Here is a 15,210-nt window from a genome sequence, read left to right as displayed (position 1 = left end):
TCGGTGCATCGTGGGTGAATTCCCGCTTCCGCCACTTCGCTACCGTTTTTGGATTAATCCCATGCCGCTTGGCCAGAACATTCAGACTCTCTTGACTATTTTGTATCGCTCGACGCACCGCCACTGTCGTGCGGGCGCTTCCGTGTAATATCTGTCCCATAAATCATCCCTCCGTAGCTGGTTATATGTTACACCGGCACACCGTGGGACTAAACAGATAACGAGCTTTATCTATACAATCTCCGGGACTGAACAACTATGTTTAACTAACTCCTTAACACTGCCTGTACACCCGTACGTCACCAATATAATCAAGCACCTCGGCCTGCTCTTGTAATCGTTGGCTTAATTGCCCAGCATTTGCATTGACAGCATTGGCTGTACAGACCAGATCCACATGCACTTTGCCGTTTAGATAGTGCAATGTCACCTCGTCTAACTTGAATGAATCAAAATCTGCAGCCCATGCCTTACGCAAGTCCCTCAGCACCTCACGTCGTAACGGCAAGTCCGCACACAATACTGCGACCGAATCATCTTCAGGATCAATATGAACCAGGACATTAGTAATATTTTCATGTGAGCCAATCAATTTCAAACGCACATACTCCGCAATCCTGTGGCCTTCAGAAACACTTAAACGCTCGCTCACAACAATATGTACGTCAATCAAATAAGCACCGCCCATACGTCGGCTGCGTAGCATATGTACACCTCGCACACAGTCAATCGTCTCGATGATACGTTTTAACGCCGCGGCAGCTTTTGGCTCCATGCCCGTATCAATTAACTCTCGAATAGACGCCCAGGTTTGATCCCAGCCAATTTTACCGATCATTAACGCCACGCCAAGGGCAGCAAAGGCATCCAGGTAAGGCAAGCCAAGTAAGCTGCCAGTCACACCGATCAACACGACAATCGAGGAGATTGCATCGGAGCGGTGATGCCAGGCATTGGCCGTTAGCAAACTTGAATTAAACTTGCGCGCAGCGCGTATGGTGTAGTGAAAGAGGCCCTCGTTGGCAACAATCGAAAGCGCGGCAATCAAAAGTACAATGGGGGTGGGCTGCAGTAAGGTTTCTGGATTGAGCAAACGCTGCGCTGAATCAAGCACGATACCAACCTACAGAAGCAATCTACAGAAATATCCTATAAATTAAGCAACGTCTGTCCTTCATCAATCAACTGTTGCAAATGCTGTTCACTGATAAAACTTTCTGCATAGATTTTATACAGGGCTTCTGTGCCGCTGGGTCGGGCGGCGAACCAGCCGTTTTCGGTGCAGACTTTAATCCCACCAATTGACGCACCATTGCCGGGTGCATTGAGCAACACCAACTCTATCGGCTCACCGGCCAATTCTGTGGCAGTAATATGCGCAACGGTCAGAGTTTTAAATACCGCCTTTTGCTCGGCTGTGGCCGGTGCATCAATGCGGCGGTAATACGGACGGCCATATTGCTCTGTTAGTTTGGCGTAATACTGCGATGGGGTTAAGCCAGTGACTGCGCTAATTTCCGCAGCCAGTAAGCACAGCGCAATGCCATCTTTATCGGTGGTCCAGGTTTGCCCGTCAAAGGTTAATAAACTCGCACCGGCACTCTCCTCACCGGCAAAGGCCAACCAACTTTGATGCAAGCCTTTAACAAACCACTTAAAACCCACCGGCACTTCATACAGCTCACGGTCATGCGCTGCCACAATGCGATCCATTAAAGATGAGGTGACCAAGGTTTTGCCAATCTTCAATGACTTAGACCACAGCGGTCGATAGGTTAATAAGTAATCAACACATACGCATAAAAAATGATTGGGATTCATTAAGCCAGCGGCATCCACAATGCCATGCCGATCGGCATCTGGGTCATTGGCCAAGGACAGATCAAACTGTTGACGAATCTTCAGTAAATTAGCCATGGCAGCGGGACTGGAACAATCCATGCGGATACGGCCATCGTGATCAGGCGGCATAAAAGCAAAATCTGCTGCTTGGCTGGTATTCACCACAGTAATATTGAACGCTGGATCAAGTGCCAACGCCTGCCAAACCGGCAAGCCTGTGCCACCCATGGGATCCACACCCAATTTGAGGCCCGACTGGCGAATCGCTGGCAAATCAACCACCTGCCCCAGCTCTGCCACATAATGCGCAACATAGTTGTATTCTTGCACTTGACTCAGGGCATCCTGCAAATCCATTCGCTTTACCTCAGCACACTGCTTCTGCAAGTACTGATTGGCTCGCGCTTCAATCCAATCGGTGACATCACTGTCCGCGGGTCCGCCATCAGGGGTGTTGTATTTAATCCCGCCATCTTCAGGCGGGTTATGCGATGGAGTAATAATTAAGCCATCCGCCAAGTCTGTGGGGTGCTGCGCGTTATGCGCCAAAATCGCCCGACTGACCAAAGGCGTTGCTGTTACGCCACGCTCTGTAGCGACAAATACAGCAATCTGATTGGCGACTAACACCTGCAGCACCACATCCCAGGCTGGACGCGATAAGGCATGGGTATCTAGACCGAGAAACAACGGCCCACTGATATCTGCTTGCTGGCAATAATCCACCACAGCTTGCGCAATGGCGAGAATATGCAATTCATTAAAACTGCCAGCAAGCGATGAGCCGCGATGCCCTGACGTGCCAAAGCTAACCCTTTGCGCGGGATTAGATGTATCAGGTTGAATTGAATAAAATGCATTAAGCCATGTGGTAATCAATATGTGCCCCTTTGGAAGTCATTAAAATTAAAGGTCATGTTGTGCGCTCGCTATAGGTCGACTCTTTAGAGCGACATGTCAGGCTGCTTGATCTCGCGGGCATGGCCTGTTCATACAAAGCCCCCTTCTGTACGTAGAGCGCCTGAACGTGGTGCCGCGCTTGTACATCTGTTCCAATCAGCAGGATTTCACGAGGCGCTTGCTTCAGGAAGGTACGGATTGCAAGCATCGTGACAGCGGCCGTTCTCCGTCCAGTCACCTCCGGGCCGTCAAGCAGGCAGATGGGTTTGCCGGTTTCCGTATCGCACACAGTTACTGTGCCGTGGATGGTGGGCAGTTGCCGCTCCTTGTTTGCGGGTTGTACAGTCACGAGTTTGTGAATCCCGATATCATGCGCGGTGGCCGGCATGCTCAGCATTGCGCCACCAATCCCAAAGGGCACGACCATGCACTCCGGGCTCTGAATCTGGCCGGCATCGTACTCAAGGGCAGCGGTGGCAATGGCATCCACCAGTTTGATCGCTCTGTTTCTTCCCTATCCGCCTGTTTGCGCGCTTTTGCTACGAAATTATGTGCTTGTGTTACAGGTTTGATCTTCTACAGTTTAACTCTCTTGATAATCTACGCGTCCAGAAAAGGATAATCCGTATAACCATGTTCATTGCCGCCATAGAAAGTACTGGTGTCGGGTGTGGTTAAGGGTGAATTTTTCCGTAGTCGTTCAACCAGATCAGGGTTGCTGATGAAAAGGCGGCCAAAAGAGATCAGATCTGCCTGGCCGGTTTCAATCGCCTGACGGGCAAGTGCAGGATCGTAGTTGTTATTGAGCATCCAGGCGGCTTTGCCACCGGCATCGCGGTAAACTTGCTTTAGGGTGGCATAGTCGAATGGTGTATTGCCCTGTTGATGATCGCGGGCGCCGCCAGTCGCTCCTTCAATAATGTGGATATAAGACAGTGCATACCTGGCAAGGCCGCGTACCACATATTCAAATAGTGGTTGCGGTTCAGGATCAAATACATCACAAACGGGAGTGACGGGTGATAGCCGGATCCCAGCAGGGCACGTTGCACCCACTTCTTCCATGACCCCTTCAACCACTGCAAGTAGGAAGCGTGCACGGTTTTCAATGCTGCCGCCATAATTGTCGCTGCGCTGGTTGGAACTCAAACGCAGGAATTGATCAATCAGATAGCCGTTGGCGGCATGAATCTCTACACCATCAAAGCCAACTTCAATGGCTGCCCGCGCAGCACGACGGTAATCATCAATAATGCCGGGCAGTTCGCTGGCTGCCAGTGCGCGCGGTAGCGAAGTGGGTACGAAACTACCCTGCCCATTGGCATCAATTAAGTAGGTTGTGCTCTGTGCCCGAATGGCGGAAGGTGCTACTGGCGGCTGGTTATCCGGCTGAAGGCTATTGTGTGAAATTCTGCCAACGTGCCACAGCTGTACAATAATTTTGCCACCCCTGGTGTGTACGATATCGGTTATGGTGCGCCAGCCATCCAGTGCTTGCTGCGTATAAAGCCCAGGAACGTTGGCGTAACCTTGCCCTTGCGCAGAGATTGCCGTTGCTTCGGTGATGATCAGACCGGCACTGGCGCGCTGTGCGTAGTAGGTGGCAGTGATGGGCTGCGGGACAGCACCGGGTGAACGGTTGCGTGTCAGCGGCGCCATGACAATACGGTTAGCCAGTTGCAGACCGGAAAGATCAAACGGATCAAAAAGTGTGGTAGTCATGGTTTTTCTCGGAGATGGGGGAATTAAAACATCAGCAGGCGGTTGAAGAAGGCTATCGATATATTTCTTAGTATTCTACGTCTGGAGACGGGTGTACGTTATGAATACTGGTTACTTATTGATTTTACCGGAATATTTGTTGCGCGCGTTATTACTGCAAGTGTTGTACCCATTTATGCGCTTGAAAGTCAAAAAATAGCAGCAAAGTCCTAAAAAATGAGGAAATGGCTGACATTGCATGATTTTCAGGTTATGAGGCGCAAAATTGGTAAGCTTAAAGATCTGGCTGGGAAAATAAATTAAATGCAAAAATATGCATTTTTTTTCAGCAGCCAAGTAAGTGTTTGCTGATTGGAACCTCGGTAAATTGTCTATGCTGCAGGTGAGGTGTCCGATGGGGAGATGGCCTACTTTGTAATCAGAAGGGGTTTGGGCGGAGAATGCAGTGCCCGTTTTGTCTATGTTGTAGAAGCGGAGAGAAGAAACGAAGCTATTAACTGGTGCGGGGTTTTATTGCTTCTTTAGCTCATAGTCGGAGCCGAACGTTTGCCGGCCTTACGTTTTTGTGATTCAGCAGATGCTATACCGACATCCGTAATGTACTATTTAAGTGCCTGTTATGGTAATGATTCTTATTTCAATTATCAAAAATAAAATAAGCAAACATAACAAACAAGCAAATACACCATCTAGGCTTACTGCGCGTGATTTATCCAGTTTTTGGGGGCGCCATGGGACACGAAACAAGCGGGGTGCTTGCGAGAAATCGGAAGATGGGATTTGCAGAAATATATGAGGGCCGTAGAAAGGAGCTATTCAACAGAACATGACAACCCGATCAAAATCTGCAACTGTTGCATTGTCTTTGTCACTTACTCCTGCCGGTCGTCTGTCGTGCCTGCCTGATCCGGAAGCGTCATCATTACCTGTCGCAATAGCCGAAGAAGTTGTCGCAGCTTTTGCAGTTGATGCGGGACATGGCTTGTTACAGCTGGGAAGCGCGTATGTTGCCATGGCGCTGCCGCCAGTGTGGGCGTACTGGCGCGATTTCGCGGTACGTTACTTGACCGCACTGTGTGTTGCGCCTGATGCAGGAACAATCCCACCACCCGATACGCTGACACTTGAGACGCTGATTCTCGATGTGCCGCCTATGCCTGGTGCTGAATATCTCTCACCGGAAATATTAGCTGCGCTGTGGGGCGAAATTGGTACGGCGCTGGAAAGCGAGCGTTCTGCCAGCGGATTATCGCTAGCGGAATTTCTGAAAGTACGGCATCCGGCCTGGAATCTGGTTGGGCGCGTGTATTTTAATCTCGCCGAAAACCGCAAGGATCCGGATATGCCGTTTGCTTTCCTGGCAACGTATACCACGCGGCTCTCAACTTACGGCAAGGCGCAACATTTGCCGCTTTCGCAGGCGCTTGTCGAATTTTCCGGCAGTCGCAAGAGGGCACAGCTGCTCGCGTTGCTGATGCCGATACAGCGCGCGGCGGAGCAGTGCGAATGGATCGCTGCAATGATCGAATCCGGTGAGATTTATCATCCCTTGCGCTGGCAGGTGGAGGATGCCATATGCCTTCTTGACGATCTGCCACGCATCGAGGCTGCCGGCATTGTGGTGCGCATGCCCGCTCAGTGGCAGGCTGGACGCCCGGCTCGTCCCAGGGTGCGCGCCGCTCTGGGTGCCGGTGCACCTTCCCGTCTGGGGTTGGACGCACTACTCGATTTCCGTATGGATGTGACGATCAACGGAGAACCGCTGACGGCCGAGGAGATTCGCGCCATGCTGGCTGGTGCTGACGGTTTGCAATGGATACGTGGTAAGTGGATTGAGGTGGATCGCAAGCAACTCTCGCACGTCATCGATCGTTTCCGGGAAATCGAGGCCGGTGCGGCGGACGGCTTGCGGCTGGCGGAGGCCATGCGCTTGCTTGCTGGCGCGACACTCGACGAAGAAGCACCGGATCCGGATTGGGCGGAACTTGCGGCAGGGCCGTGGTTGGCCAAAACATTGCGTGGTCTGCGGGCACCTGGTACGCTGGCTACCGTGGATCCCGGCCCTGCGCTCAATGCGATACTGCGCCCCTATCAGCAGGAGGGCGTGCGCTGGTTGTCGTTTCTCACCCGTCTCGGGTTGGGTGCCTGCCTGGCCGATGACATGGGGCTGGGTAAGACTATCCAGGTGCTGGCGCTGTTACTTTTATTCAAGCGGGACGGGACAGATGGCACACTCACTGCGCGTCCTAGTCTGCTCGTTGCACCGGCTTCCCTGCTGGCCAATTGGATGCAGGAAGCGGCGCGTTTTGCACCCGATCTGCGTTGTGTGCTGGCTCATCCTTCGGGAATGACGCGCGAGGCATTGCAGGCACTGGATGCGCAACAATTGACTGGTGTCGATTTGGTGGTGACGGCTTATGGCACGCTGCCGCGACTACCAAAATTGAGGGAGGTGAGCTGGCGACTGGTCGTGATTGATGAGGCACAGGTGATCAAGAATCCGGCAGCTAAACAGACACGTGAGGTGAAAAAACTCAAGGCTGATGCGCGTATTGCGTTGACCGGCACGCCGGTAGAAAATCGGCTTTCCGATCTCTGGTCGATTTTCGATTTTACGCATCCCGGTTTGCTAGGCTCGGAACGTGTTTTTTCCAGGTTTACCAAACGGCTATCGAAAACAGGGTATTTCGGGCCGTTGCGCACACTGATTGCACCCTACATCCTGCGGCGCCTCAAGACGGACAGGCACATCATTTCTGATCTGCCGGACAAAACCGAATTGTCTGCCTGGTGTTCCCTGAGCACAGTGCAGGCGATCCATTACCAGGAGGCGGTAAAGGCGCTGGCTCGTGCGCTGGGATCATCGGTTGGAGGTATTGAGCGCAGGGGATTGGTGTTGTCTTTTTTAATGCGTTTCAAGCAGATTTGCAACCATCCTTCGCAATGGCTGAACGATGGCGGCTGGAAACCTGAAGAGAGCGGCAAATTTGCGCGCTTACACGAAATTGCCGAGACAGTGGCGGCCCGGCAGGAGAAGTTGCTTGTGTTCACGCAGTTTCAGGAGACCACCGCACCACTGGCCGCCTTTCTTGGCAGCGTGTTCGGGCGAGAAGGGCTGGTGCTGCATGGCGGAACACCGGTAGTCCGGCGACGCGAACTGGTTAGGCGTTTTCAGGAGGATGAAAGCGTTCCATTTTTTGTGCTGTCCATCAAGGCGGGCGGATCAGGCCTTAATCTCACGGCCGCTTCACATGTCGTCCATTTTGATCGCTGGTGGAATCCGGCCGTGGAAAATCAGGCAACTGATCGTGCCTATCGTATCGGTCAGCACAAAAATGTACTGGTGCATAAATTTATTTGTCGTGGCACCATTGAGGAACGCATCGACGAGCTGATCCACGCCAAGCAACAACTGGTACAGGATGTGGTTGAAGGAAACGGAGAAATCAATCTCACTGAGATGAGCGATGAAGCATTGCTCGATCTGGTGAAGCTGGATATTCATGTAGCAGGGGGATGATTTATGAGTGACTGGGACTGGAAACCCTATGTGCCAGTGGCTAAACGGCGTGAACAGGCCAGCCGCGTTGTGGAGAAGGCAAGGAAGGCCGGCAAGGATTTATTTCCTGTTGTAGTAGCTTCGCACACCATCGCCAGAACTTTCTGGGGCAAAGCCTGGTGCGCTAATCTAGAGACTTATAGCGACTATGAAAGCCGTTTGCCGCGCGGACGTGCCTATGTGCGTAATGGTGCGGTGATTGATTTAAAGATTGAGCCGGGTCGGGTGATTGCACAGGTAATAGGTTCTCGTCGTTACCGGGTCGAGATCGGTATCGTACCGCTTCCTGTCACCAGGTGGAAGAAACTGGTTGAGGACTGTACGGGCTCTATCGCCACACTGCTGGAGCTGCTGCAAGGAAAATTTTCCAAAGCCGTTATGGCGCGCCTGTGTGAACCAAAGAGCGGGATGTTTCCATTGCTGCAGGAGATCAGTCTTGGCTGCTCCTGTCCCGATTGGGCAACGATGTGTAAACATGTTGCCGCAGTGCTCTATGGTGTCGGTGCACGGCTGGATGAACAGCCCGAGTTGCTGTTCGTGCTGCGTCAGGTGGATGCCAATGACTTGCTGACTGCCCAGGTTGCAGTTATTCCTGCTAAGGTGAAGGAGTCCGCGAAGGCAAAGGTGCTTGATGATGCTGCATTGGCGGATGTATTTGGTATCGAGATGGCTGCGTTGGGTGTTTCGACCGATGCTCCGGTTGAGCAGGCGCCCGGGAAGCGACAAGTGGCGACTGTGACGAAAACAGCAAAGGCAACAAAAGCAGCGGCGGTAACAACCGTTTCGGAACCCGAAAAGAATGTAGCTGCAAAGACAGCTCGGGCAGTTGTCACGAAGAAGAAGGTTGTCACTTCCAGGGTTGCCGCACAGCGAGACAAATGATCAGTGTGTGACAGGCATGGACCCGGTTTCCTTGGGAATAGCTGCGCGTGCTATCATCAACCAGCAAAAAATATTTTTTTTTCAGTAACGTATCTCAATTTAAACCATGAAAAAAAATACAACTGTTGAGAAAATCAAGGCGCCAGAGTTGATTACTTCAGGCTGGTTGAATGCATCCGAACCGATTACGCTGGCTTCCCTGCGTGGCAAGGTGGTATTGATGCATGCCTTTCAGATGTTATGCCCTGGTTGCGTGCAGCAGGGGATTCCGCAGGCGCAGCAGGTATTTAATGAATTTGATCCGGAACGGGTGGCGGTGATTGGCCTGCATACGGTTTTTGAGCATCATGAAGTTATGGGGCGCGATGCGCTGGAGGTTTTTGCCTATGAATACCGGCTGCGTTTTCCGATCGGAATCGACAAACCGAACGAGCAGCATTCCATTCCGCATACAATGATGACTTACCACATGCAGGGCACGCCAACCACGATTCTGGTGGATAAAACCGGTCACCTGCGTTTGCACAAATTTGGCCACGTTAGCGATTTTCTGCTGGGAGTTTCAATCGGGACATTGCTGGCCGAAGAAGTCTCCGACAAGGAACTGGCAGCGGCTTCAGCAGCAGATCAATCCGGCGATACACAGCCAGGGTGCGATGATGAGGGCTGCCGGGTTTGATGCAAATGGAGTGATTATCGGGTCACCATAGCCTCTCTGCGGGCTTTGCGATGACGCAGCGAGTAAGGTTTTACACGGTGGTGGAATGGTGTGTGGATGAGGTAATTACAGATGTCGTCTTTGCGAACGCCAACGGCGTGAAGCAATCCAGTGATCATGGTAGCGAAGGCGCTGGATTGCCATGTCGGTCTGGCCTCATCACAAAGGCGGAAATATTTTGGCTTAAATTACCTTTGTAAAAGGTGGTATGAAGCAGTTCGCCACCACGTAATCATTGCCTTCGTGACCGCGATGACGGGGTGTCTACTGAAAGTTATTTTTCCAGTCACGGATTGCAGCAAAAACACTGACTGGGTCATTAAGATGCCGGCCAACGTGCTGGCTGGCGCTGTGGATAATAGCTGGCTGATCACAGCGCAAAAACGGATTAGTGGCTTTTTCGACAGCCAGACTGGAGGGGAGTGTGGGTATATTCTGCTTCAGTTTTTCTTCCACAGTGCTTTCCAGTTTGATTAAATCAGGGTTGTCTGGGTCGAGTACCCTGGCAAACCGGACATTGGCCAGCGTGTATTCATGAGCGCAATAAACCAGGGTTTCATCCGGCAGACTGGCCAGTTTCTGTAAAGAAGCAAGCATTTGTTGCGCGCTGCCTTCAAAGATTCGCCCACAGCCGCATGCAAACAGTGTATCTCCACAAAACAGGTAATTCTGGCCATAGTAAGCAATGTGACCAGCAGTATGTCCGGGAATATCCAGCACGCTGAATTCCAGCGACAATTCCGGAAAGCTGAGTGTATCTCCTCCCGTTAATGGATGGGTCATTCCCGGTATTTTTTCGTTGGCAGGGCCGTAGACAGGTATCGCAAATTCCTGCACCAGTGAGGGAATGCCACCCGTGTGATCATGATGGTGATGCGTGCAGAGTATGGCAATTGGTTGCAAGTTCTGTTGGCTTATCCAGGCGAGAACTGGTGTTGCATCACCAGGGTCTATGATGAGTGCAAACTGTTGATTGTGAACGATCCAGATATAATTGTCTTTAAAGGCGCGGACGGGGAAAACATCGATCATTTTTTTTCCTTACAGTAAATGACAAGCGAATCATCATCATAACTAATCATTCTGACAATATGTTTGATTCTGCATTGCAGCAAAATATGCAACAGTGGTTGGAAACTGCATTAGGACAGTACGTGCTGGAGCAGGAGCAGCGTTATTTCGATCGTGTTGTGGCGGATATTTTCGGCTATAACGCGGCCCAGATTGGCTTTGCCGGATTTGATTTTTTGCGGAACAACCGGATGCCTTTCAAGTTTGTGCTCGGTGTGGAAAAAGGAGCTTCAGCCAGTGCGCACCCTGCTTTTCTACCGATCAGGAGCAATAGTCTGGATCTGGTGCTATTGCCGCACACATTGGAATTTAATTCATATCCTCTCCAGATTTTTCATGAAGTACAGCGGGTGTTGATTGATGAGGGCAGGGTCATCATCAGCGGATTCAATCCTTTCAGTCTCTGGGGGATACGCTGGCGGATGACAAAATCTGGGATGGATTTTCCGTGGCGCGGTCGTTTTATTGATTTGTCGCGTGTGAAGGACTGGTTGGAATTGCTTGATTTTGAAATCGTTGCCGGGCAGTTTGGCTGTTATGTTCCGCCGTTTACCGGGGAAAAGTGGCTTTCCCGGTTGCGTTTTATGGAGGCAGCCGGAGATCGCTGGTGGCCTGTTGCCGGGGGGGTATATTTTTTGCAGGCGGTCAAGCATGAATGTGGTATGCACATCATCAAGCCTCGCTGGGAAAATCCATCTGTAAGCAAAAGGAGAGCGGCAGTCGTTCCACAAATAGGGCTCGGGGGAGAGAGATAATCTCTGGAATTGCGGGCTGTTGCGAAAAGAGTGGATGGGTTGATAACAGGAATAAGTGTATGCAACTGAAAAGTGATATGAAACGAGTGGAAATTTTTACGGATGGTGCCTGCAAGGGTAATCCGGGCCCGGGAGGATGGGGGGTTTGTTTACATTTCAATGGCGAAACACGGGAATTTTTCGGGGGAGAGCCCGTAACCACAAACAATCGTATGGAGTTACTGGCTGCCATCCGTGCCTTGCAGGAGCTGGAATCCCTGGAAGATAACGGACAGCAACACTTGCAGGTACAGCTGCATACCGATTCGCAGTATGTGCAGAAAGGGATCAGTGAATGGATACACGGCTGGAAGAAGCGTGGGTGGCGGACAGCAGATAAAAAACCAGTCAAGAATGAAGCGTTGTGGAGAGAGCTGGATGATTTATCTCAGCGTCATCAGGTTGAATGGTTCTGGGTGCGGGGACATAACGGACATGCAGGTAATGAGCGGGCTGATAGGCTTGCAAATCAGGGAGTGGAATCGGTGTTATCTAAAAAAGCAGATTGATCGGACAGATTATGCGCTACGTCTTTCTTGATACTGAAACGACCGGCCTGGATCCGGCGCTGGGGCACCGTATTGTCGAAATAGCAGCGGTAGAAGTATGTAACCGACGTTCGACCGGCCGTCATTTTCATCGTTATCTCAATCCTGGGCGGGAGAGTGATGAGGGCGCGCTGCGGGTGCATGGACTGAGCCGGGAATTCTTGCAGGATAAACCTGCTTTCCAGGAGATTTGTAGCGAGTTTTTGGAATTCATAGAAGATGCCGAAATTCTTATTCATAATGCGCCATTTGACGTAGGTTTCATCAATCGTGAACTTGGTTTGATCCGGTTGGAACCCATGCATAATTATTGCCTGCAGATTGTTGATACGTTGATGTTGGCAAAGGAGCTGCATCCAGGTAAACGAAACAATCTGGATGCGTTATGTGAGCGGTATCAGATTGATAACGCTCACAGAACACTGCATGGTGCTTTGCTGGATGCTGAATTGCTGGCCGAAGTTTATCTGGCAATGACGCGCGGCCAGGAAAGTTTGCTGATGGAGCCGGAAGTTCCAGAAGCAGGGAAGTCTGGCGATTCAAGGCTACGTGCAACAGAAAATCTTACATTGATCGTTCAGCCCGTCAGCCAAACAGAACTTGAGTTGCATGATCGGCTGTTGGAGCGTATTAATACGGAAAGCAAGGGAAATTGTTTATGGAACAGTCAAAATTAATTTGGAATTCCTTAGGTATGTAGTTTTGTACGAAGCGCCTGGGTTGCCAGTACTTTACCAAAATCCCAGACTGCAGCGGGGCCCCGATGCGCGCTGGCCACAACATCACTGACTGCTGAAACAATCCATTGCACATCTGATTCCGTCAGGATGAGTGGCGGGATGAACTTGACGATATTCATATCGCGACCGGCCACCTGGGACAAAATCCGGTGCTGCCTAAATAATGGGACGGTTATCAGCTGCGAAAACAATCCTTTGTTGGCAGCTTCAAGCATTTTCCATGACAGTTTCAGCGAAAGGCTTTTTGTCGGCTCGGTAAATTCCAGTGCAATCATCATTCCTTTGCCGCGTACTTCCTTGAAGCATTCATATTGCTCCGTCAGAGGGGTTAGTGCTTCCATGATGGCAGTGCCAGTGCGAGCGGAATGTTCGATCAGGTTTTCTGATTCCAGCACTTCCAGTGTGGCCAGGCCGGCAGCCATTGCAAGATTGTTTTTGCCAAATGTACTGCCATGGACGACAGCACGGTCCATGCGATTGAAAACACGATCAAAGATCCATTCCCTGCAGACCAATGCACCTACCGGAACGAATCCTCCGGACAGTGTCTTGGAGATGCATATAATATCGGGCTCGACCGACCAGTGTTCAACTGCCCACCATTTACCGGTTCGACCCAGCCCGGTTTGTATTTCATCGACGATGAATACGGCACCATATTTACGGGCGAGCTTTGCTGCCTGCGGCAGATAGTCATCATCCGGTATCCACACGCCGTGTCCTTGAATCGGTTCGGTAATAAAGGCGGCAACATCTCCTTGGGCAAGTGCTTGCTCCAGCGCTTCAAGATCGTTGAACGGGATTTCAATGAAATCAGGTACCAGTGGGCCAAAACCTTTTTTGTAATGATCATCTCCTGTGGCGGAGAGCGAACCGAGGCTCAGTCCGTGGTAGCAACCATGGCAGAAAATGACTTTGGATTTTCCGGTGGCATAACGGCTGAATTTAATCGCTGCTTCGACTGTTTCAGTGCCTGAGTTGGCAAAAAAAACACGATTTAATCCACCCGGAGTCAACTTGACCAGTTTTTCTGCTAACAATCCGGCCAGTAACGATACGTCGAGCTGGACGAGATTGGGTAAATCAGCTTCCATTGTGCTTTTAAGCACTTCGACGATCTCCGCGTGGTTGCGTCCCAATGCGAAAACACCAAAACCACTCAACAAATCCAGGTAGCGGTTGTCCTGATCATCAAACAGGTAAGCGCCCTGGGCTCTGACATAATGACGGTCAAAATCGATTGTTTTAAGTACCTTGACCATCTGGCTGTTGAGGTACTTGTCGTGCAGGGAGAAATTTTCTCTGCCGCGATTCTGGATAAGATCCTGGATTTTCATGAATGGGGACTCCGGAGCGAGACGGATGCTGGTAAGCGGGTATAAGAGTATAAAAAATCAGCGCCATTCTACATTAATCTAAGCAGAGTTATGCGTCTGCAGACAGGACGGCAATTTCGGAGTGCTGTGTCATGCTGCATTTTGCATGTTTGCGGAAACGGAGAAGATCTGTGTGATTCAATAATTGGATCGGCATTGTGACATTGACATTTTTGGTTGTTCTATCTACACTTCTGGACCGGGACTCGGTGGTTAAAAAGATAGTGAGTTCCCGAGTTGGCTGGGCGAGTTATTGATAATAAGCAATTTTCTTGACAGACGACGTGCATATTTCCTTTTACAAGGATATGTTCATTAACTGATCATCGCAGGGAACTGTATATTAATGTCGCTGGGCCGGTGAATGTATTTCGCTGAATAAAATATAAATTCAAGTAGAGGAAGGTAAAGATGAAGATAACAAAGACAATGCTTGCTGGTTTTGCCTTGGGATCGTTGCTGGTAGCAGGTGCTGCTCAGGCGGATGATCATAGCGAGTTTAAAGTGGTTATCAATGCTTATGACACCACTATTCCTGAACTGAACGTGGAAGGTGTGACAGTAAAAAATATCCGTGCATTCAATGTATTGAATGAGCCGGAAGCACTGGTTGTTGAAAAGGGAGATAAGGTCAGCATCGTTGTTGAGAACAAATCACCTATCAGTGAAGGATTCTCAATTGATGCCTACGGTATCAAGGAAGTACTTAAAGCTGGCGAAACCAAGACCATCAGCTTTACCGCTGACAAAAAAGGTGCTTTCAATGTTTATTGCCAGCTTCATCCACAAAACATTCACTTGCCAGGTTCCCTTAACGTTGTAGATTAAGTTTTGGAATCACGGTAGATGAGAACACAGGCCGGATTAGTCCGGCCTGTTTTTTGTGAGCGTGTGCAAACATCTGTTTGAAATTGATTCGGTGTTCTACCGTATCGTAGATATATATTTTTACTGTGTTTTGAAAACCTGATACCAGGTGTCATCAGAGTTTCTTTTTTTGCAAGCACCCAACTGCACCTTTTGTGCGCTTCTCTTTCTAGTTCCCTAAGTTACTGTTT

13 protein-coding genes and 1 pseudogene are annotated in these 15,210 nt (G+C 50.3%); 7 read left to right on the top strand and 7 right to left on the bottom strand.

Going from position 1 to position 15,210, the window contains the following annotated elements:
* The 5 genes and pseudogenes from C8R14_RS02245 to C8R14_RS02225 form a co-directional block, all read right to left on the bottom strand.
* A pseudogene (locus tag C8R14_RS02245) lies at positions 1-160 on the bottom strand (IS481 family transposase); the annotation flags it as partial.
* A 114-nt stretch (positions 161-274) separates the two neighbouring features.
* Positions 275-1,114 carry a cation diffusion facilitator family transporter gene (locus C8R14_RS02240; protein WP_011635204.1) on the bottom strand — a complete coding sequence of 280 codons (840 nt, stop codon included), beginning with the start codon at positions 1,112-1,114 and terminating at the stop codon, positions 275-277.
* A 35-nt stretch (positions 1,115-1,149) separates the two neighbouring features.
* Positions 1,150-2,721 (bottom strand): phosphoglucomutase, encoded by a 1,572-nt coding sequence (locus C8R14_RS02235; RefSeq protein WP_011635203.1) that lies wholly within the window; start codon positions 2,719-2,721, stop codon positions 1,150-1,152.
* A 34-nt stretch (positions 2,722-2,755) separates the two neighbouring features.
* A complete protein-coding gene (locus C8R14_RS02230) occupies positions 2,756-3,232 on the bottom strand; it encodes a Rossmann-fold NAD(P)-binding domain-containing protein (protein WP_011635202.1) in 477 nt (158 codons plus the stop codon).
* A gap of 110 nt (positions 3,233-3,342) precedes the next feature.
* On the bottom strand, positions 3,343-4,464 hold the full coding sequence (locus C8R14_RS02225; RefSeq protein ID WP_011635201.1) for an alkene reductase: 1,122 nt from the start codon (positions 4,462-4,464) through the stop codon (positions 3,343-3,345).
* Between the two features lie 826 nt (positions 4,465-5,290).
* On the opposite strand from C8R14_RS02225, the gene C8R14_RS02220 reads away from it, so the two are divergent.
* The 3 genes from C8R14_RS02220 (at position 5,291) to C8R14_RS02210 (ending at position 9,584) form a co-directional block, all read left to right on the top strand.
* Positions 5,291-7,984, top strand: coding sequence for a DEAD/DEAH box helicase (locus C8R14_RS02220; RefSeq protein ID WP_011635200.1), 2,694 nt, complete (start codon positions 5,291-5,293; stop codon positions 7,982-7,984).
* A gap of 3 nt (positions 7,985-7,987) precedes the next feature.
* On the top strand, positions 7,988-8,905 hold the full coding sequence (locus C8R14_RS02215) for an SWIM zinc finger family protein (RefSeq protein WP_011635199.1): 918 nt from the start codon (positions 7,988-7,990) through the stop codon (positions 8,903-8,905).
* Positions 8,906-9,011: 106 nt separating this feature from the next.
* Positions 9,012-9,584, top strand: coding sequence for a peroxiredoxin family protein (locus C8R14_RS02210; protein WP_011635198.1), 573 nt, complete (start codon positions 9,012-9,014; stop codon positions 9,582-9,584).
* 303 nt (positions 9,585-9,887) lie between these two features.
* Here the strand turns inward: C8R14_RS02210 and gloB are convergent, their stop codons facing one another.
* On the bottom strand, positions 9,888-10,655 hold the full coding sequence (gloB, locus tag C8R14_RS02205; RefSeq protein ID WP_011635197.1) for a hydroxyacylglutathione hydrolase: 768 nt from the start codon (positions 10,653-10,655) through the stop codon (positions 9,888-9,890).
* A gap of 59 nt (positions 10,656-10,714) precedes the next feature.
* Here gloB and C8R14_RS02200 point away from each other — a divergent pair, with 59 nt between their 5' ends.
* Genes C8R14_RS02200 through dnaQ form a run of 3 tightly spaced genes read left to right on the top strand, consistent with a single transcriptional unit; the run spans position 10,715 to position 12,713 of the window.
* Positions 10,715-11,449 carry a class I SAM-dependent methyltransferase gene (locus C8R14_RS02200; protein WP_074456220.1) on the top strand — a complete coding sequence of 245 codons (735 nt, stop codon included), beginning with the start codon at positions 10,715-10,717 and terminating at the stop codon, positions 11,447-11,449.
* Between the two features lie 59 nt (positions 11,450-11,508).
* Positions 11,509-11,997, top strand: a complete 489-nt coding sequence (rnhA, locus tag C8R14_RS02195) for a ribonuclease HI (protein ID WP_011635195.1) — start codon at positions 11,509-11,511, stop codon at positions 11,995-11,997.
* Positions 11,998-12,008: 11 nt separating this feature from the next.
* Complete coding sequence (gene dnaQ / locus C8R14_RS02190) at positions 12,009-12,713, top strand: DNA polymerase III subunit epsilon (RefSeq protein ID WP_011635194.1); 705 nt, start codon at positions 12,009-12,011, stop codon at positions 12,711-12,713.
* Positions 12,714-12,724: 11 nt separating this feature from the next.
* Here dnaQ and C8R14_RS02185 read toward each other — a convergent pair whose 3' ends face one another.
* Complete coding sequence (locus C8R14_RS02185; protein ID WP_011635193.1) at positions 12,725-14,113, bottom strand: aspartate aminotransferase family protein; 1,389 nt, start codon at positions 14,111-14,113, stop codon at positions 12,725-12,727.
* A gap of 450 nt (positions 14,114-14,563) precedes the next feature.
* Here C8R14_RS02185 and C8R14_RS02180 point away from each other — a divergent pair, with 450 nt between their 5' ends.
* Positions 14,564-14,980, top strand: a complete 417-nt coding sequence (locus tag C8R14_RS02180; protein WP_011635192.1) for a nitrosocyanin — start codon at positions 14,564-14,566, stop codon at positions 14,978-14,980.
* The last annotated feature ends 230 nt before the right edge of the window (positions 14,981-15,210 follow it).

Origin of the sequence: Nitrosomonas eutropha, from assembly GCF_003201195.1 — a bacterium.
GTDB classification, from domain to species: Bacteria; Pseudomonadota; Gammaproteobacteria; order Burkholderiales; family Nitrosomonadaceae; genus Nitrosomonas; species Nitrosomonas eutropha.
The sequence above is the reverse complement of the archived record's forward strand: the minus strand, read 5'-3'. Positions and strand labels throughout refer to the sequence as shown.